This is a genomic window from Maridesulfovibrio salinus (assembly GCF_055394525.1).
Map to the genome: position 1 here is coordinate 4,187,889 of NZ_AP042461.1, position 18,307 is coordinate 4,206,195.

General features: G+C 47.8%; 17 protein-coding genes. 7 read left to right on the forward strand and 10 right to left on the reverse strand.

Annotation, left to right across the window (positions count from 1 at the left end; all coding sequences use genetic code 11):
- Positions 1-154: 154 nt before the first annotated feature.
- Both ACZ5PW_RS19180 and ACZ5PW_RS19185 read left to right on the forward strand, forming a co-directional pair.
- Positions 155-1,144: an NAD(P)H-dependent glycerol-3-phosphate dehydrogenase gene (locus ACZ5PW_RS19180; protein ID WP_464556623.1), complete on the forward strand. Its 990-nt coding sequence runs from the start codon at positions 155-157 to the stop codon at positions 1,142-1,144.
- Between the two features lie 16 nt (positions 1,145-1,160).
- The gene (locus ACZ5PW_RS19185; protein WP_464556624.1) at positions 1,161-1,439 is read left to right on the forward strand and encodes a hypothetical protein; all 279 of its coding nucleotides are present in this window, start codon (positions 1,161-1,163) and stop codon (positions 1,437-1,439) included.
- A gap of 199 nt (positions 1,440-1,638) precedes the next feature.
- Here the strand turns inward: ACZ5PW_RS19185 and ACZ5PW_RS19190 are convergent, their stop codons facing one another.
- The gene (locus ACZ5PW_RS19190; protein WP_464556625.1) at positions 1,639-2,595 is read right to left on the reverse strand and encodes a chemotaxis protein; all 957 of its coding nucleotides are present in this window, start codon (positions 2,593-2,595) and stop codon (positions 1,639-1,641) included.
- A 251-nt stretch (positions 2,596-2,846) separates the two neighbouring features.
- On the opposite strand from ACZ5PW_RS19190, the gene ACZ5PW_RS19195 reads away from it, so the two are divergent.
- From ACZ5PW_RS19195 to ACZ5PW_RS19205, 3 genes are all read left to right on the forward strand, one after another.
- The gene (locus tag ACZ5PW_RS19195) at positions 2,847-3,488 is read left to right on the forward strand and encodes a hypothetical protein (RefSeq protein ID WP_464556626.1); all 642 of its coding nucleotides are present in this window, start codon (positions 2,847-2,849) and stop codon (positions 3,486-3,488) included.
- Positions 3,489-3,609: 121 nt separating this feature from the next.
- Positions 3,610-5,289, forward strand: coding sequence for a long-chain-fatty-acid--CoA ligase (locus tag ACZ5PW_RS19200; RefSeq protein ID WP_464556627.1), 1,680 nt, complete (start codon positions 3,610-3,612; stop codon positions 5,287-5,289).
- Between the two features lie 231 nt (positions 5,290-5,520).
- Entirely contained in the window at positions 5,521-6,033 is a 513-nt protein-coding gene (locus ACZ5PW_RS19205; RefSeq protein ID WP_464556628.1) for a hypothetical protein, read from the forward strand.
- Between the two features lie 178 nt (positions 6,034-6,211).
- On the opposite strand, the gene dxs is transcribed toward ACZ5PW_RS19205, so the two are convergent.
- The 9 genes from dxs to ACZ5PW_RS19250 form a co-directional block, all read right to left on the reverse strand.
- Entirely contained in the window at positions 6,212-8,128 is a 1,917-nt protein-coding gene (gene dxs, locus ACZ5PW_RS19210; protein ID WP_464556629.1) for a 1-deoxy-D-xylulose-5-phosphate synthase, read from the reverse strand.
- 162 nt (positions 8,129-8,290) lie between these two features.
- Positions 8,291-9,181: a polyprenyl synthetase family protein gene (locus ACZ5PW_RS19215; protein ID WP_464556630.1), complete on the reverse strand. Its 891-nt coding sequence runs from the start codon at positions 9,179-9,181 to the stop codon at positions 8,291-8,293.
- Positions 9,171-9,422, reverse strand: a complete 252-nt coding sequence (locus tag ACZ5PW_RS19220; RefSeq protein ID WP_464556631.1) for an exodeoxyribonuclease VII small subunit — start codon at positions 9,420-9,422, stop codon at positions 9,171-9,173. Before ACZ5PW_RS19220 ends, ACZ5PW_RS19215 begins: the two co-directional genes overlap by 11 nt.
- Positions 9,423-9,626: 204 nt before the next feature.
- Positions 9,627-10,526, reverse strand: a complete 900-nt coding sequence (locus ACZ5PW_RS19225; protein WP_464556632.1) for a M23 family metallopeptidase — start codon at positions 10,524-10,526, stop codon at positions 9,627-9,629.
- Positions 10,527-10,542: 16 nt separating this feature from the next.
- Positions 10,543-11,922, reverse strand: coding sequence for an exodeoxyribonuclease VII large subunit (xseA, locus tag ACZ5PW_RS19230; RefSeq protein ID WP_464556633.1), 1,380 nt, complete (start codon positions 11,920-11,922; stop codon positions 10,543-10,545).
- Positions 11,923-12,124: 202 nt separating this feature from the next.
- On the reverse strand, positions 12,125-13,867 hold the full coding sequence (locus tag ACZ5PW_RS19235; RefSeq protein WP_464556634.1) for a proline--tRNA ligase: 1,743 nt from the start codon (positions 13,865-13,867) through the stop codon (positions 12,125-12,127).
- A complete protein-coding gene (gene ispG / locus ACZ5PW_RS19240) occupies positions 13,868-14,944 on the reverse strand; it encodes a flavodoxin-dependent (E)-4-hydroxy-3-methylbut-2-enyl-diphosphate synthase (RefSeq protein WP_464556635.1) in 1,077 nt (358 codons plus the stop codon).
- Between the two features lie 262 nt (positions 14,945-15,206).
- Positions 15,207-15,917 carry a uracil-DNA glycosylase gene (locus tag ACZ5PW_RS19245; protein ID WP_464556636.1) on the reverse strand — a complete coding sequence of 237 codons (711 nt, stop codon included), beginning with the start codon at positions 15,915-15,917 and terminating at the stop codon, positions 15,207-15,209.
- 22 nt (positions 15,918-15,939) lie between these two features.
- Positions 15,940-16,632, reverse strand: a complete 693-nt coding sequence (locus ACZ5PW_RS19250) for a phosphoadenosine phosphosulfate reductase family protein (RefSeq protein WP_464556637.1) — start codon at positions 16,630-16,632, stop codon at positions 15,940-15,942.
- Between the two features lie 273 nt (positions 16,633-16,905).
- Here ACZ5PW_RS19250 and ACZ5PW_RS19255 point away from each other — a divergent pair, with 273 nt between their 5' ends.
- Entirely contained in the window at positions 16,906-17,376 is a 471-nt protein-coding gene (locus tag ACZ5PW_RS19255) for an ATP-dependent zinc protease family protein (protein ID WP_464556638.1), read from the forward strand.
- 22 nt (positions 17,377-17,398) lie between these two features.
- Positions 17,399-18,304 carry a 30S ribosomal protein S6--L-glutamate ligase gene (gene rimK, locus ACZ5PW_RS19260; protein WP_464556639.1) on the forward strand — a complete coding sequence of 302 codons (906 nt, stop codon included), beginning with the start codon at positions 17,399-17,401 and terminating at the stop codon, positions 18,302-18,304.
- The last annotated feature ends 3 nt before the right edge of the window (positions 18,305-18,307 follow it).

The window sequence follows — 18,307 nt, forward strand, 5'->3', positions numbered from 1 at the left end:
TTTTCGCAAACCACCATTTTCATTATCGATTAATCGCTTTCATTTCTGAACAGGTTGCTAAAAATCCGTACAGCATGTACTTTTGGTGTGCTAGTGTATTTATTATCATTATGAATCATACCAAAAGATATATACTTATTTATAAGGAGTAGACATGAAAGTAGCCGTTATAGGAGCCGGAGCCTGGGGAACCACTCTGGCTAATACTCTGGCTAAGAAGGGAATCGATACCCGGCTTTGGGTAAGAGAGCAGGATCTCTGCGACGAAATGAAAAGTACCGGATACAACAGTGTATACCTGCCCGACTTCAAACTCTGCGAACAACTTAAATGCGACAGTAACCCTGAGACCGTGCTCACAGATGCGGATTATTATATTCTGGTCGTTCCAAGCCAGTTCATGAGACAGACCCTGAGCACCATGAAGCCTTTCTTTCCGGAGAAACCTGCGGTTATATGCGCAAGTAAAGGGATTGAGCTAAAAACTGGGGCTCCCATGTCGCAGGTAGTGGCAGACTCTCTGGAAGGCCTTAATCCACGTTACGGACACCTCTCGGGCCCCACCTTTGCCTATGAACTCAGTGCCGAACTTCCCACCTCAATTGTACTGGGATGCGAAGATGAAAAGCTTGCCAAAGAGGTTCAGGAATTATTCTACACCCCGTACCTGCGAATTTACACCAACCCCGACTACCGGGGAGTTGAACTCGGGGGAGCCATAAAAAACATCATGGCCATCGCCGCCGGAATGGCTGACGGACTCAAGTTCGGGCATAACGCCCGTGCGGCTCTCATTACCAGAGGAATCGCGGAAATGAGCAGGCTTGGAGTTGCCATGGGAGCACAGGCATCAACTTTCATGGGACTTTCCGGGATGGGCGATCTTGTACTCACCTGCACTGGAGATCTTTCGCGAAACCGGCAGGTCGGCCTCAAACTAGGTCAGGGGCTGAAGCTTGATGATATTTTAAAGATGCGGATGGTTGCGGAAGGTGTTAAGACAACTGAGTCAGTACACTTCCTTGCCCAGAAACTCGGAGTGGAACTTCCTATAACCGAACAGGTTTACCGGATTCTCTACGAAGACAAAGACCCGGCTCAGGCTGTGTGCGATCTAATGGAGAGAGACCTTACCTGCGAATAACCATGCGGAGAACCCGATGAAAAAGATGCTACCGGCATTGGCCTTAATACTGCTTTTGAGCGGATGTTCATCATGGCACAATCCCAATATTGCCGATCAGTCCAAGGCTGATGAAATTTTGAACAGGGATAGAGATTTCTGTACCAGAATGACTGAACAGAATGTGCCCGTAGGTGCTCAGACTGACGGGGCTCCCCCGGAGCCGACTACCTATGAAGCGGAATTTTCCGAGAACTACGCCTCAGCCGTGACCTTTGATGAATGTATGAAAAAAAGAGGCTGGGTAAAAAAATAGAATCGCATGACAGCAAAAAATCCCTCCAGTTTCTAACCGGAGGGATTTCCTTTATTCAAAGCCTGATTTCTTACCCGACCTGAAATTCTCTTTTTACTGAATCTCCAAACAGGAAATTGAGGGAATAGAGCATATCTTTAAAAAAATGATGCGGGCAAGTGCTGTTTTTCTAACTCTATGCTTGCAACAAAGATGATCACTACCCTTTCCGCTTCTTCTGATATTTTTCAATAAGGGCAATAGCTCTCCCGGTCAGTTCATTGAACTCCGGTTTTGTAATCTGGTCATCAGCCTTGACCGCTTCGCCTTTATGGTAAAGACCTTTGGTTATCAGTGAAGAAAACAGTATTACAGGCAAAGCGGATAACTCACTATTTTCCTTTACATTTTTAGTGAGAGTATATCCGTCCATCTGGGGCATCTCAATATCGGAAACAAGGATATCAACTACATCTGTAATACGCCCTCCCTGCTCCTTGACCTGCCTGTTCATATCCTGCAACCCTTCCCATGCTTCCTTTCCATTTGAAAACAGATGCACTTCAAAATTCGCAGCCTCGAAATTCTTATTCAGCAGAGTCCGCACTGAGACTGAGTCATCTACCAGAACAGCAGTATACTTTTCCGGTGCTGTGTATTTTTCGCCATCACTCCTTTCCGCCATCTCGGGGTCAAGTTCACCAAGTATGCGTTCCAGATCGATCATAAGTATGAAGCGGTCATCAAGCTCAACAGTACCAGTGATACAGTTGGAATCCATGTCGGAAATAAATTTATTCGGAGTCTTCAGATCCTCCCATCCGATACGGTGAATCTGAGTTACTCCGGTCACGAGAAATCCTGTAACCACATTATTGATTTCCGTGACAACTATAAGCTCGAATTCAGAAGGCTTGCGATTTATGCCCAGCCACACCGAAAGGTCGATAACGGGAAGGATCAAATCCCTTAATCCCATTGTTCCCAAAAAGCTTGGATGCGGTGCTCCTTCTCCCGGCTCAAGACCTTCGGGAGCCTCTACGACCTCAAGAACTTTTGCAACGTTGATGCCAAAATAGTCACGTCCAGTCGCTTCGCCATCAATTTCGTCAATAAAGAACTCAATAATTTCGAACTCATTGGTCCCTGCATCAAGCAATATATCGTTATCAAGCATATTGGTGACTCCAGGCTCTCCCTGTCCAGTTAATTAGCCCGCCTATGATCCGCCAAATTAGATTGTAAATCGCAGGCACCCCTATTTCAAGGTCATAATATAATTTTTTTAATTCAACACCATTCACATACTTTCAGCTCAAGTACAAGGCACAAGCAATAAGGTCCGCCTCAAAAACAGTCTCATTGCCTGAAGATCATTATTCATATACAAATGTAAGTAGTTCCCAGCAACATAAAATAGAGGTAGACATGCTTAAGAACCTGAAGCCGATCACAAAAATGATGTTCCTGTTTTTCCTCATTCTCGGGGGCTGCTCTTCACACACAACCAGACCTACCGTACCCATGACTGTCTTCAACCCTTCTCCCGGCAGAACTTTTAACGTGAAGGCCACTCTTTTTGACCTCAACGGAAACGGGATTCCTCAGAAAGTAGAGTCCGGTGTGGTCCCGATCGAGCAGGCCGCAATAAGAGCACTTGAAGGCATCGGCTATCACTACACTCCATCGGGAGAAGTAAATTATCTCATAGAAGCACGGATTGGGTCAATTTCCCCGAAACTGGCCGCCCAGGGGGCCTCACAGCATGTCGGAATAGCGGTAGATTCATTTTCGGGCTGGCCTGCTTTCAATGAATACCCGGTTATTGTCAACGAATGGAGTCCCGAAATACAGCGGATAAAAAGTGGTCCCGACTCATGTTTCATAACCATGCAGATCCTCATAAAGGAAGTAAAGCAGCAAAGAGATGATGTCATTTACCACGGAACCCCACGCCCCATAGAAGTCCCCTACGCCCTTGGCTGCCCCTTCTCAATATGTGGTGCACAGTCTGCAGAAAAACTGAGGGACTACCTCACTCAACTCTTTTCACATTCAATCCGAAATTAGCATACATACAAACTTGCCAGAATATGAACTGATCAATATACTCGCGGTTCTTTTGAGCAGGCGCCCTTCTCTTTGTCATAAAGAGAAATAATTTAAAGTATGAAGCAATGGAAGGTTTGGAGTGGAAATCAGTCGCCCGTGGCTTAAAAACTACGATTCGGATGTACCTCAGAGTATAGATTTTACTTATCGTCCTCTATTTGAATATCTGGACATGACCGCTGAAAAATGGCCCAAACGAAAAGCCATTGAGTTTCAAAACTGGTCCATGACCTATTCCAGATTGAAGCAGGAAGCCGAAATAATGGCTGCCAACCTTCGGAAACAGGGACTTGAACCGGGCGAGCGCGTGGCGATGATGCTGCCGAACACCCCGCAGATGATTATCACCTACTGGGCTATACTCAAGGCCGGTGGTGTAGTGACCATGACCAACCCGCTTTATATGGAAACTGAAATCGTTCACCAGTTGAACGATTCAGGGGCCAAGATGATGATCACCGTGGATCTGCTCTGGCCCAAACTTGAAAAACTCCGCGACAAGCTGCCGGTCCGTAAATATTTCATCACCAGAATATCTGACACCCTGAAATTACCGCTCAACCTGCTCTATATGCTTAAATGCTGGCGGGACAAAAACACTCCCAAAGTCCCGTACAACGGCACATCCATTCTTAAATGGAACACTCTCCGCTCAGGCAAGGACACCTACAGTGCCCCTAACGTACGCCCAGAGGACACAGCTCTTCTGCAATACACTGGCGGGACAACAGGACTTTCCAAGGGATGCGTACTTTCTCACGCCAACCTCGGAGCCAATATCCAGCAGTGCCACGCCATGCTCAGCAATCTGGGACAGGACCAAGAGATCGTTCTCGGTATTCTGCCCTATTTCCACATTTACGGACTTACTGTCTGTGTGAACTTTTCAACTTTCCTCGGCGCAACCATGGTTCCCTTTCCACGCTATGTCCCGCTGGACGTCCTTAAAACCATGCACAAACTGAAGCCGACTCTTTTTCCCGGAGCTCCAGCCCTGTACATTTCCCTGCTGCAGCAGAAGGAAGTGAATAAGTATGATGTTGCTTCAGTCAAATACTGTCTTTCTGGGTCATCTCCCATGCCTGTTGAAGGTATAAAACAATTCAAGGAAGTATTCGGGGCTACAATAGTCGAGGGGTTCGGATTGACTGAGGCCTCCCCTCTGACCCACCTCAACCCCCTGAACGGTAAAAAGAAATCCGGTTCCATAGGAATGCCGGTTCCCTCCACCGACGCCGCAATCGTCGACATGGAAGTAGGCAGCGTCCCTCTCCCCCCTGGGAAAATGGGGGAACTCATTGTCCGCGGGCCGCAGGTCATGAAAGGATACTACAACAAGCCGGACGAAACCGCCGGAACACTCCGTAACGGATGGCTTTACACCGGTGATATCGCTTACATGGATGAAGAAGGATACTTCTATATTGTTGACCGTAAAAAAGACATGATCATTTCCAGCGGTTACAATATCTATCCCCGCGAAGTCGACGAAGTTCTTTACAAACATCCCAAAGTCAAGGAGGCCGTCACTGTAGGACTGCCCCACAAGACACGGGGTGAAATAATCAAGGTTTACATCGTATTGAAAGATGGCGAATCCATGGATCGAGGGGAGGTTGTTTCATACTGTCGTGAAAAACTTGCAGGCTACAAAGTTCCCCGCCAGGTAGAGTTTCGTAAAGAACTCCCCAAAACCATGGTCGGAAAAGTTCTACGTCGAGCTCTTCGCGAAGAGGAAGCCAAGAAAAAAAATAAATAAGGGACGAGAAGCAGGCAGGTAACCGGAAAAGGTGAGCCTTGTCTTGAACCTTTCCTCAAAATAATCAATCTAAACCTTATATTCCGAGACCTTAAAACTCCTGCAGTTTATATAGCTGCAGGAGTTTTCTTTTATATCTTGTCCATTGACATTGCATTGTTTTGGTCACATTATTAATTATCAATAAACCCGGATATTTATATCACCAAAGACATAATTGCAGGGGCTTACATGGATCACCTTAAGACAGTAAAGATCGGCAAAGGCACTCCCGGAACTATCACCCTTCTTCAGAAAGGGGTTACCATAAGGGCTGTAGCAGGAATGAGTATCCGTGAATTTATGGAAGAAACCCTCGGCCTTAGTTCTGAATATGCCGAGAACAGAGTGCGCACCATTTTTCTCAATGCCTCTCCCGTTGACGACATTGACGGTGTAAAGGTGAAGGATGGAGATTTTGTTTCCTTATCCGGAGCTCTGCCGGGAGTCTGTGGGATCGCCATGGGGCGGGACACTCCCATCAGCCCCTTCAGGACTGAGATAAGTGCCAAGACCAGCGATGCCAAACGTGAAGGACAGGCCCTTATATACCTAAAACTTTTCAATCTTGTGGCAAGTGAAGCAGGACCCGTACTGCTCCAGAAAGGTGTGATTGCCGAAGCGAAAGATGTCATAAACTCTTTGGGGCAAAACTCCCCTGAAGGACTTAATCCATCTGATGGTCATGTACTGATTCAGAACTGACGAAGGTCTTTAAGTGTCACAAAGCATGCCTTGAAAATATCTTCAGGAATTGCACCCCACAAATAAGGTGTACTTAAGACTTTAAGGATTAAAATGAAAATCTGGCCCGCAGTAATAACTAACTGAGGGCCAGATTTTCATTTTTGACTTTAGAAAAGTATAGGAAAATCCGAATCAATTATGAATCGAGAAGATCCAGCATAGCTTTTTTGATTCCATTGATGTCAATTCCCAACTCGCGCCGGAGTTCCTGCTGAGTGCCATGCTCGATGAACTCATCGGGAATTCCGAGTCTTTTTACCTGATGTCCGTCAAGAGCATTGTTGTCGGCCAGAATTTCCAAGACAGCAGAACTGAACCCACCTGCCTTTGCATTTTCTTCAACAATAAGAATTTTATTGAACCTCGCTGCCAGCTCAAGAATCTGTTTCTCAGGAAGAGGTTTGATGAAACGAGCGTTGAATACCGCTACGGCCTTACCCATTTCTTCATCAATTTCCTCGACAGCTTCTACTGCTGGCCAGACTCGGGCGCCGATCACGATTACTACACCGTCAAAACCGTCACGGAGAAGCTCTCCGGTACCTATTTCCAGTATCCGGGGATCTTCTTCCAGAATGGCTCCAATGCCAACCCCTCTTGGGTAACGGACAGCGGCTGGACCATCAAAATCTATAGCGGTAGCTGTCATGCGTGCAAGTTCCGCTTCATCCTTGGGAGCCATAAAAACAAGATTCGGAATATGTCGCATGTAAGACATATCAAACACACCGTGGTGGGTTGCGCCATCAGCCCCGACAAGTCCGCCGCGATCGAGAAAAAAGTTCACATTCAGGTTCTGAAGACAGACATCATGTACCACCTGATCATAGGAACGCTGCAGGAAAGTGGAATAGATAGCCACCGCCGGTTTGTATCCCATTGTGGCAAGTCCGGCAGCGAAGGTCACAGCATGCTGTTCGCAAATACCGACATCCACAAACCTTTCAGGAAACTGTTCTCGGAACCCGCTGGTCCCGGTCCCTTCAGGCATGGCGGCGGTTATTGCCATGATTTTGTCGTCTTTAGCAGCAAGTTTGCACAGAGTATTTCCGAAGACCTCGGTATATGAAGGTAATCCACCCTTGAACTTCTTGGCTCGCCCGGTCTCAGGCTCAAAGCTTCCGACACCATGAAAATAGGTAGGATTATTCTCTGCTGGAGCGTAACCTTTACCCTTAGTGGTCAAAACATGAACCAGCACCGGTGAATCAATTTTCTTAACCTGTTCAAAGACATCTACAAGCTCATCAAGATCATGACCGTCAATCGGTCCGAGATATGTGAAGTCGAGTGATTCGAAAAGCATTCCCGGAGTGAAAAAACTCTTGAAGGAATCCTCACCGCGCTTGGCGTACATTGCCAGATCATCACCGATCTTCGGAATCTGTTTGAGGATTGACTCGAAATCCTTTTTGAAACGGTTCATGACCGGATGGGAAAGCTTACGGCTGAGAAAAGCTGAAAGTGCACCGACATTGTTGGAAATGGACATCTCGTTATCATTAAGAATAACGACCATTTTCCGATTCATTCCACCCGCCTGATTAAGTCCCTCAAAAGCCTGACCGGCAGTCATTGAACCGTCACCGATAACGGCCACACAATTGCGTCCTTCAGCATCCAGATCGCTGGCTACTGCCATTCCGAGAGCTGCAGATATGGAAGTACTGGAATGCCCAACTCCAAAGTGGTCATAGGGACTTTCAGCCATCCTCGGAAATCCGCTGATGCCGTCTTTCTGACGCAGAGTATGAAAATTATCATACCGTCCGGTAAGAATCTTGTGGGCATAAGCCTGATGACCTACATCCCAGACCAGACGGTCGGTATCAAAGTCAAAACAGTTGAACAGGGCAATGGTCAGCTCAACCACTCCCAGTGAAGGAGCCAGATGCCCTCCTCCCTGTGAAACAGTATTGATTATGCACTGGCGCAACTCATCCGCAAGCTGGATCTTTTCATCGGCGGAAAGATCCTTAACCTGTGCGGGATTATGTATTTTTTGCAGAAGCGGAAAATATCCGCATCCGCATTTTTTTTCATTTTTGCTCATATTCCCCGGACCTCATAACGGGTTATGCAAAGTAAATTTAGGCCAAGCTGCCATGTTTTTGCCCCGGCGCATTGATAATGGGGCAAAGACATTCGCAACAGCAGCTTAACACTGTTAACTTTTCGATATATAAAACTTTAAACCGGACAGCAATGCCGCCGACTAATAGACTCTCTCTACAATGTAACGGGCCAGTTCACGCAGGAAATCAGCCTCTTCGCCCTCATAGGGTGCAAGCTGTTCAACTGCCTGTTCAATATATTTAGCTGCCAGCTGCTTGCTTTCTTCGAGTCCGACAAGACTGGGATAAGTCGATTTACCCAGCTCAATATCGCTTCCAACGGGCTTACCAAGTGTGGCTTCGTCACCAACAATATCCAGCACATCATCAACAATCTGAAAGGCAACACCGATAAGGCGTCCATACTCTTCAGCGCGCTTTACATCGTCTTGGGTGGCTCCGTTGCCCTTTGCCAGAATAGCACCGGATTTACAGGAAGAAAGAATAAGAGCACCGGTTTTCATGGAGTGCATGACTTTCAATTCTTCAAGAGTCACGTCTTCCCTTCCGGTATAGCTGATGTCAACAGCCTGCCCGCCAACCATTCCGGCGGACCCGGCAGATTTAGCCATGAGTGCCATTGCCTCCACTTTGTACTCAGCGGGAGCATCGGCTTCAGCCATAAAACCGAAAGCCTCGGTCAGAAGGCCGTCACCGGCAAGTATTGCTGTGGCTTCATCAAACTGTTTATGATTGGATGGCTTGCCGCGCCGCAGATCATCGTCATCCATGGCAGGCAGATCGTCATGAATGAGTGAATAAGTATGAATCATTTCCAGGCTGGCAGCGAAAGGCATTACAGCCTCCTTTCTTGCTCCGAGCATTTTGGCCCAGACCAGCACCAGAACCGGACGCAGTCTTTTACCTCCGGCAAGCAGGCTGTACTTCATGGAAGCAAGCAGACCTTCGGGAATCCCGCGATCATCAAGACATTCACTCAGAAATTTTTCAACATCGGCAGCGTGAACCGCGAGCTTCTCTTTAACTGTCATCTGCTATATCCTTATTTTCATCATTTATTTCAAAATCTTCAACCTGACCGTTATTAACGATCCTGACCTCATTACGGGCCTTTTCAAGCTGGACGGCACATTTTTTGGAAAGATCCTGCCCTTCCTTGAAGAGAGCAACGCCTTCTTCAAGGGACAGATCCCCTTCTTCAAGAGCGTTCACAATCTCTTTCAACCTTTCCAGCCGTTCTTCAAAACTTTTATCTTTTTCTTTTTTGGCCAAAGATGCCTCCGCGGCTCTTTGAGGACTTCCCCATCAATTTATCCACTGCGGATAGTGACTCACTAGAGCTCTATCCGGATAAATCTCCCACTCCCATGACATAGAAGAAAGCATGGAAGAAAACAGAGAATCCCATAATATTTATATGAACAAGACCGTTACGGCCTGTTATCAACTTATAATTGTTGAGCTCTAAGGTTGAAATTATTTAATTCCAAGCAATTGATCCGTGCTCTTATAAAGTACGTAAGCCGGATCCACAAGCCTTCCCTGAACGCTCACACTCATGTGCAGATGAGGCCCGGTAACGCGTCCGGTTGAACCGATGCCGCCTATTACCTGCCCTCTCTCCACAATTTCGCCTTCCTTAACATCTATTCGTGAAAGATGGAAATACATAGTTACGACTCCGTTACCGTGATCTAAATACACTGAATTTCCGGCGTAGTAGTGATCACCGACAAGGACAACTCTACCATCAGCCATAGCCTTGATGGCAGTTCCTTTGGCTCCCCGGAAATCAAGTCCCCTATGAGGATTCTTGGGCTTGCCGTTAAGAATTCTCTGCGCGCCGTAAGGGCTTGACTGGCTCCCCGCGGTGGGACGCTGAAACGGAACGAACCAGTTTCTTTCGGCTGACATTACCTTCTTGGCCGCAGCAACTTCCTTACGGTCCTGAGCTATCTTGTCGTAGATTTCTTTAGGCGGCGTCACCATTTTCTTGGGCAGAGTCAGTCTTTGGATCTTGTATTTCTTTTTATGAACACGAACCGTCCGCCCGAACTTGCGTTCCTTTCCATTCTCAACTGCGGAAATAACAAGCCTCGATTTACCGGTTTTATCAAGCAGTACATCAGTACCGAACATGGCAAGAGCGACCGAACGGCCTTTCCAGTTCTTGATTTCAGGTTTTACCTCGGCCCCTTTCCATTTGATGGAAACCGACTGGAGATCTTTGTCAGAAGTAACCCGGACTAGAAAGGGCTCTCCCAAACCGACTCTGGATGGATAAGCTAAATTGATTTTAGCAAAAGCTGCTGATGAGAGGAAAAGAACCAACAGAAGAGCAAAAAACGGAATTCTGTATTTTTTAATATCAGTCATTTTACCTATGAGAAGTTTATTCGGTTGTAACCTTGGCCCGGACCTCACCGGACTTTACCCGCACCCGGATTCCATCACCATGAACGACCTCTTTTGGGTCGCGCAGGAATGTTCCGCTCTTCTCCACCGTCACCAGAGAATAACCCCGCTCCAGAGGACCTTCCGGGTCAAGTATCCTGAGCGAGTTGACGGCATTTTCTAATTCGAATTTTTTCCCATTCATAAAAATATTTGCTGAACGATTCAGACGCTCAGACAAGGCTGACACAGACTGCTCACGCTGCACAATTTTATCTACCCCGAAAGAATAATCGAGCCTGCGGGTCAATTCACCGATTTCCACAGACCTGCCCGAAAAGAACCTTGCAACAGCAGAACTCAAACGGCGACCTTCATCCTCAAAAGATTCCAGCAACCGGTCAATGCGATGTGACGGAGAAAGCCAGTGCAGACCTTTTTGCAAAGTAGTCAACCGAGACTCCCGTACATACAGAAAATTGTCAAAACTTCGTTTCAGCCCGGTATCGAGCTCATCTACTGCCTGCATGAGGACTTCCCGCCGGGGCCATAGTTCCTGAGCGGCGTGACTTGGTGTAGCCACTCTTTTATCCGCTACATAGTCGGCGATGGAAACATCCACCTCATGACCCACGCCGCACAAAACCGGAACAGTGGAATTGAAAACAGCATCAGCCACCTGCTCGGTGTTGAAAGCCCACAGATCCTCCAGAGAACCTCCACCACGGATGAGCACAACAACTTCGGCCCAGCCGTCTTCTCCAGCCTTATCCAGAGCTTTGGCTATCTGCTCCGGAGCACGGTCCCCCTGAACCAGTGTGGGGTAAATCCTTATTTCCGCTCCGGTTCCACGAACTTCAGCAATCTTCAGAAAATCCCGTATTGCAGCCCCGGATGGAGCTGTGACCACGGCGACCCGCTCAGGTGAACGCGGGATAGCCATTTTCCGGTCATCCCCAAAATAACCTTTTTCAGCAAGCTTACGCTTCATGGCCTCAAAGGCAAGCCTAAGGTCACCTATCCCCTGCTCCTGCACCAGCTCCGCAACAAGCTGATACACACCCCGGGGCGGGTACACGTTCATATGCCCGGCACAAAGGATCTCCATGCCGTCCTCAAGCTCCAGAAGTCCACCAGTTTCAATCTCTCCGGTGAGCGGATTGACCGACTCTTCGCCATCACCGCCGCTCTGCCGCTGGTTTCCCTTGAACCAGACCACAGAAAGCCCCGCATCACCATCTGTGAGCGTAAAATAAATATGCCCGGACGCAGGCCGGGCCAAGTTGGTAACCTGACCCCGCACCCAGATAAACGGAAATTCCGTTTCCAGAACATCCTTAACAGCACGGGTAATGTCAGTTACTGAAAATATTCTCATTAAGAGCCTTCGGCGACCCTGCCAAAATCCTTAACCCCTTGAATAGGGCTTAATAATCCCAAACTTTTTGATAGGGGCTCGCCGCATTAATATATTGATTATTATTTTATCGGGCGTTAACGCAAAGCCCGCTAAAAAACTTAAAGAGAGAACTCAGATAGGGAAACTCTTGAAAGAATTCCCCTATCTGATCATTAAAAAACTAAGCTTCCAGGCCCCAGGACTGCCAGATTTCAGCACGCCATGCTTTAAAGGCTTCGGTAAAACCTTCAAGGGGCAGCTCAATCTTTTCACCGGTCTTACGGTTCTTGGCTTCCACAATACCGTTCTTGAGCCCCTTTCCACCGATCACCAACTGCATGGGATAACCGATCAGGTCAGCATCAGCGAATTTTACGCCGGGACGTTCCTTTCTGTCATCGTATGCGGCATCAATACCCATTCCCATCAGTTCGTTATAAAGCTCTTCCGCTTTCTCGTTAACGGCCTCGTCCTTGCCACCAAGAGAAATAACACAGAGTTCAAAAGGCGCGATAGTCGGAGGGAAAATAGCACCGCTGTCGTCATTGTTCTGCTCAATGGCGGAAGCAACGATACGGGATACACCGATACCGTAACATCCCATGATCATGGGCTGGCTTTTACCGTTTTCATCAAGAAAAGTAGCTTCCATTGCCTTGGAATATTTTTCGCCAAGCTTGAAAACGTGGCCAACTTCAATACCCTTGGTGAATTCGATGGCTGCACCGCATTCGGGACAGGGGTCGGTTTCTGTTATCACACGAAGGTCGGCAAACTTTTCAATCTTGCAGTCTCGTCCAAGGGAAAGATGCTTGATGTGAGTATCACCTTTGTTGGCTCCGGCAATCCAATCGGTACCGACACAAAGTTCATGGTCAGCAAAAATGCGTTCCACCTTGAGGCCGACAGGTCCGGCGAAACCGACAGGAGCACCGGTCCATTCCTTGACCTGTTCCTCGGTTGCCATCTCGATTTCATTGCCGCCGATAAGGTTGCGCAGCTTCACATCATTGAGCTCACGGTCACCACGCACAAGCGCGGCTACAGGCTCGCCGTCAACAGTAAAGAGCAGGGTTTTAACCAGCTTGTCCTGAGCTACGCCGAGAAATTCACATACTTCTTCGACAGTATGCTTGCCGGGGGTGGCAACTTCTTCAATGGCAGGGCATTCAGCATTGCATGCACAGTCTCCCGCCGGAGCCGCTACTTTAGCCTTTTCCAGGTTGGCTGCATATCCGCACTTATCATCCTTGCATACGGCTATGGTGTCTTCTCCGGTTTCGGCCAGAACATGAAACTCATGGGAGAAATCTCCGCCGATAGCACCGGAATCCGCCTGTACGGGACGAAAGTTTAGTCCAATACGGGAGAAAGCTTTTTTATAGGCTTCAAACATGTTCCTGTATGACTCTTCTGCTCCGGCCTCGTCCTTATCGAAAGAATATGCGTCCTTCATGACAAACTCACGGCCACGCATCAGGCCGAAACGGGGGCGGATTTCGTCACGGAACTTGGTCTGAATCTGGTAAAGATTCAAAGGCAGCTGTTTGTAGGACTTCACTTCACCACGCACGAGGTCGGTGATTACCTCTTCATGGGTGGGGCCGAGGCAGTAGTCACGTCCGTGACGGTCTTTGATACGCAGAAGTTCCTTGCCGTAGTAATCCCAGCGTCCGGTTTCCTGCCAGAGATCACCGGGCTGAACCATAGGCATAAGCACTTCCATGGCTCCAGCGCGGTTCATTTCTTCACGCACGATGGTGGCGACCTTGTTCAGGGACTTAAGGCCCAGAGGCAGGTAGTTGTAAATACCGCTGGTCAGCTTGCGGATCATGCCCGCACGCATCAGCAGTTTGTGGGATACAACTTCCGCTTCGGAAGGATCTTCTTTCAATGTGGGAATATAGTAACGGCTTAAACGCATTTATTGTCCTCTCTTTTCTTTCAGGAATATTTCAATTTCTTTCATAAATTCAGGCAGCAGATTTTCATCGCCTTTGACTTTGCGAATGACTTCCCCTTTGCGGAAGATGATCCCCAGTCCCCGGCCACCGGCAATACCTATGTCAGCTTCACGGGCTTCGCCGGGACCGTTAACTACACAGCCCATAACAGCCACAGTAAAAATATCTTCTACACCCCGGAGATTCTCTTCCACCTTTTCTGCAAGTCCGATGAGATCAATTTCGGTACGGCCGCAGGTCGGGCAGGAAACAATTTCAGGTCCCCTTTCACGAAGTCCCAGAGAGCGAAGAATCTCCCATGCAACTCCCACTTCCGCAACAGGGTCATGAGTGAGAGAAACACGCATGGTATCTCCCAGTCCTTCCCAGAAAAGTATCCCCAGTCCCACAGCGGATTTCACAGCGCCACGGACAAGGGTCCCTGCTTCGGTGATGCCGACATGCTGAGGGTAATCAACTTTTTCGGAAAGGAGCTTGTATGCCGCAATGGTATTAAGTACCGATGAGGATTTCAGGGATATCTTAGTATCGAAAAAATTTCTCTTCTCAAGCAGAGCAACGTGATGCAATGCACTTTCCACCATTGCTTCCGGGGTCGGCCCGCCATACTTAGCAAGCAGAGACTTGTCCAGAGAACCTCCGTTCACGCCGATCCGGATAGGCACTCCGCGTTCCTTGGCAGCAGAGACAACAGAATCAACACGGCTTTCATTACCGATGTTTCCGGGGTTTATGCGCAGTCCGTCAATTCCCGCTTCCATTGCGGCCAGAGCCAGTCGGTAGTCAAAATGGATATCCGCAACCAGCGGAACCGGTGACCCCTTACGGATTTGAGGCAGGGCTTTTGCCGCTTCCTCATCCGGCACGGCTACACGCACAATCTCACAGCCGGCTTCTGCCAGAGCATCAATCTGTGCTCTTGTGGAAACTGCGTCCCGGGTGTCGGTATTACACATGGACTGGACCCTGACCGGGTTATCCCCGCCGATGCCCACATCTCCGATGAACAGTTCACGGGTCTTTTTTCTATTAAGCATTTTTCACCTGATTTATCCGGTTTCAATTCTGATTGGAATTAACGTGCGCGGTAGCATAATACATATCAGTACAGGAGCCAAGGCGAGAGAATAAGCCTCCGGCGACAGGTTTATATCGGCTTTCCCTCGGGGGCCGCGTTGGCAACCCATATACGGGGTAATATAATTCAGTCGACCTTAAGTGATAATTCCGCACACACTTTAATCAAATATCCCGTATCACTCTCAACAATGAAAAGAACTCTTTTCAGGTTAAGAATTATTACTCAACCCAGTTTATTTCAGGACATCTGGCGAAATGGTTCTCTCCTAAAAAAGAACCCGGCTTTTTATCAAAAAGCCTTGGATGGTAGCTGGTCAACTTCCGGGATTCAGACACAAAAGAACAGAATTCCTGAGCATCTTTGCCCCAGAGCAGCCACTTTGCCTCAGGATTTCTGGATGCTATAAATTTGAGCAGGTCTGTTGTGAATGGTCTCCATATATCGGAATGACTGCCGGAATTATTCACCTGGCAGGTCAGGGCGGTATTCAGAAAAAGAACGCCCTGCTCTTCAAGATGACCGAAAAGCTTCTGGGGAGGCAGAACAGGAAACTTACCTGATTCAATGTCCTTTCTGATCTCAGCTATGCCCACAGATTCTTCCGCCCCAAGATAATTCCTGTGGAGCAGTTTTAGAATATTGACCAGTGAGGCATTGCGCTTGAGATCAGCCCAGCTTTTGATATCTCCGACTTCGAATGCCCTGCCTGTGGCAACTCCCTGCTGGGGATAAGGGTCCTGACCAAGGATAATGACCTTCATTTCAGACAGGTCGGTTTCGCAGAAACGCAGGACCCTTTTTGCCGGGGGAGTAAAGTCATGGCCAATGGACGAGCTTATTTTATCCAGTTCGACCAGCTTCGGCAGAGTGAAAAAAGCTTTCCATGAATCATGGACTTCATAACTTGAAAAACAAAAATTAACTCTCATAACACCTTCTATATAAATTCTTCTAAAAATATCCCAATGATGTCAGTAATTCGAGATTCTTTTCCTTATCGGCATTGCGCCCTTCACGCTCTCCCTGACCATCGCCTTCTACTGTGCACGGTCTGCAACCGAGTGATCGGTATCCCTGATCATATAATTCACAGTATGGAATCTGGTGCATAGTTATGAAAGACCAGATATCCATCTCCGTCCATTCAAGAATGGGATTCAACATGGTATGGTCGGGGGCACTGCGGATTTCTATGTATTTTCGCCCCTCCCGGCTTGGATGCTCATCCCGCCTGATGCCGCTGATCAACAGATCTATTTCAAATTCATCAATCGCGTTGTGCAGTGGCCGGATCTTAAAATCTGCACAGCACTTAACCGGGTCTAGGGCAACGGGATAGTCCTTAATCTCTAAGTCTGGACTTATAACCTTGACATCCACACCCCACTCTGCGGCGAGAGAATCCCTGAAAGACATCACCTCCGGAAACTTGACCCCGGTATCAATTGACAGGGCGAATGCGCCAGTAATTTCCTTCGACTTCAAGACTTCACGCCACAGGGCAAGCACCACAGTGGAGTCCTTGCCTCCGGTCCAGGCAACCGCGATATGTTCCGGATCATACATTTCAAGCATGCCCGACATAAGTCCTATCGAGTGATCCACCTTGACATCAAGCGGTGAATCCGCATTTATTTCACTCAAAAACAGCCTCCTTGAATCAGGTGCTCCAGTTCTTGCCTGAATCGCGCTTTTTTGCAAGCTGGACAGCTCCTCCCAAATCTTTTTACAGCATTGGTAATTATTTCTTTACCGGATACAACTTTTTCACTTGCATTTACCAACCTACAGCTATAAGCCCAACTTCGCTATAATCAATAGTTGCTTAAAGACTTTATCTTTAACATACTTTAATTTGCTTGGTTATGCCTCACAATACTCGAATATACTGCATGCAGCTATTCCACGGAGCAGTTTATGAACAAGTCCGAAATAATTAACGGTAAAACTGTCATTGGCTGGCGGGAATGGGCCTCTTTTCCAGAGCTCAATATTCCGGCAATAAAATTCAAAACAGACACCGGAGCCAAAACATCCTGTCTGCATTCTTTCCAACAGGAAATTTATGAGAAAGAAGGCAGAGAGTGGATCAGATTCGGGATTCACCCTGTACAAAAACGCACTGACGTGGAAGTATTTTGTGATGCGCCGATCGTTGATTACCGGATGGTAACCAATTCAGGCGGCCAGGCCGAGGAAAGACCGGTCATAGAATCAGTTCTATCCCTTGGTAACATGAGCTGGAGAATAGAACTGACATTGACCAACCGCGACTCAATGAAGTTCAGAATGCTTCTCGGAAGGAAGGCCATGGAGGACAGGCTGATTATTGATCCTGCACTTTCATATACTACTGGAAGAATGCATTCAGCTTCTTTTTATAAATAGATATCCCCAACCGGAGATTAACATGAAAATAGGAATTCTTTCCCGCAAATCGGAACTCTACTCTACTAACTCTCTTGCTGAAGCCTGCAAAGCACGCGGACATGAAGTCAGGGTAATCAATCCATTGCGCTGTTACATGAATATTACTTCCCATAATCCATGTATCCTATATAAAGGGGAAAAACTGGAAGGCTTTGATGCAATCATTCCCCGCATAGGGGCTTCCATTACCTTTTACGGCTGTGCTGTTGTCCGGCAGTTTGAAATGATGGGCGTATACTGCGTCAATGAATCGGTAGCTATAACCCGTTCCCGTGATAAGCTGCGCAGTCTGCAACTGCTCGCACGCAAAGGAATAGGGTTACCGGTTACGGCTTTCGCCCACTCCACCCAGTATACTGAGGATCTGATCGACATCGTCGGCGGGGCTCCTCTGGTAATCAAACTCCTTGAAGGAACTCAGGGAAAAGGTGTGGTTCTGGCTGAAACCCGCGCCACAGCCGCAAGTATTATCGAAGCATTCAAAGGTCTTAATGCCAACATACTTGTACAGGAATTTATATCTGAAGCCTCCGGATCAGACATCAGATGCTTTGTAGTCGGAGATAAAGTCGTAGCCTCTATGAAAAGACAGGGCCGGGAAGGCGACTTCCGCTCCAACCTGCATCAGGGCGGACATGCCTCCAAGATAAAAATCACTCCCGAAGAACGCTCCACAGCGGTTAGAAGTGCCAAGATCATGGGGCTCGGCTGTTGCGGAGTTGATATCCTTCGTTCCAATCATGGACCGGTGGTCATGGAAGTTAATTCCTCTCCCGGACTTGAAGGCATTGAGAAAACAACGGGGGTTGATGTAGCCGGAACTGTGATCGAATATATAGAGAAAAACGCAAAGCCCGGAAAGACCAAAACCAAAGGTAAGGGTTAGGAT

Coding starts and splice junctions, on each gene's coding strand:
- xseA (WP_464556633.1), bottom strand. CDS start 11,922: ATGAGAATATTTTCAGTAACTGACATTACCCGTGCTGTTAAGGATGTT.
- ACZ5PW_RS19235 (WP_464556634.1), bottom strand. CDS start 13,867: ATGCGTTTAAGCCGTTACTATATTCCCACATTGAAAGAAGATCCTTCC.
- ACZ5PW_RS19190 (WP_464556625.1), bottom strand. CDS start 2,595: ATGCTTGATAACGATATATTGCTTGATGCAGGGACCAATGAGTTCGAA.
- ACZ5PW_RS19185 (WP_464556624.1), top strand. CDS start 1,161: ATGAAAAAGATGCTACCGGCATTGGCCTTAATACTGCTTTTGAGCGGA.
- ACZ5PW_RS19205 (WP_464556628.1), top strand. CDS start 5,521: ATGGATCACCTTAAGACAGTAAAGATCGGCAAAGGCACTCCCGGAACT.
- ACZ5PW_RS19180 (WP_464556623.1), top strand. CDS start 155: ATGAAAGTAGCCGTTATAGGAGCCGGAGCCTGGGGAACCACTCTGGCT.
- ACZ5PW_RS19225 (WP_464556632.1), bottom strand. CDS start 10,526: ATGACTGATATTAAAAAATACAGAATTCCGTTTTTTGCTCTTCTGTTG.
- ACZ5PW_RS19245 (WP_464556636.1), bottom strand. CDS start 15,917: ATGAGAGTTAATTTTTGTTTTTCAAGTTATGAAGTCCATGATTCATGG.
- ACZ5PW_RS19195 (WP_464556626.1), top strand. CDS start 2,847: ATGCTTAAGAACCTGAAGCCGATCACAAAAATGATGTTCCTGTTTTTC.
- rimK (WP_464556639.1), top strand. CDS start 17,399: ATGAAAATAGGAATTCTTTCCCGCAAATCGGAACTCTACTCTACTAAC.
- ACZ5PW_RS19215 (WP_464556630.1), bottom strand. CDS start 9,181: ATGACAGTTAAAGAGAAGCTCGCGGTTCACGCTGCCGATGTTGAAAAA.
- ispG (WP_464556635.1), bottom strand. CDS start 14,944: ATGCTTAATAGAAAAAAGACCCGTGAACTGTTCATCGGAGATGTGGGC.
- dxs (WP_464556629.1), bottom strand. CDS start 8,128: ATGAGCAAAAATGAAAAAAAATGCGGATGCGGATATTTTCCGCTTCTG.
- ACZ5PW_RS19255 (WP_464556638.1), top strand. CDS start 16,906: ATGAACAAGTCCGAAATAATTAACGGTAAAACTGTCATTGGCTGGCGG.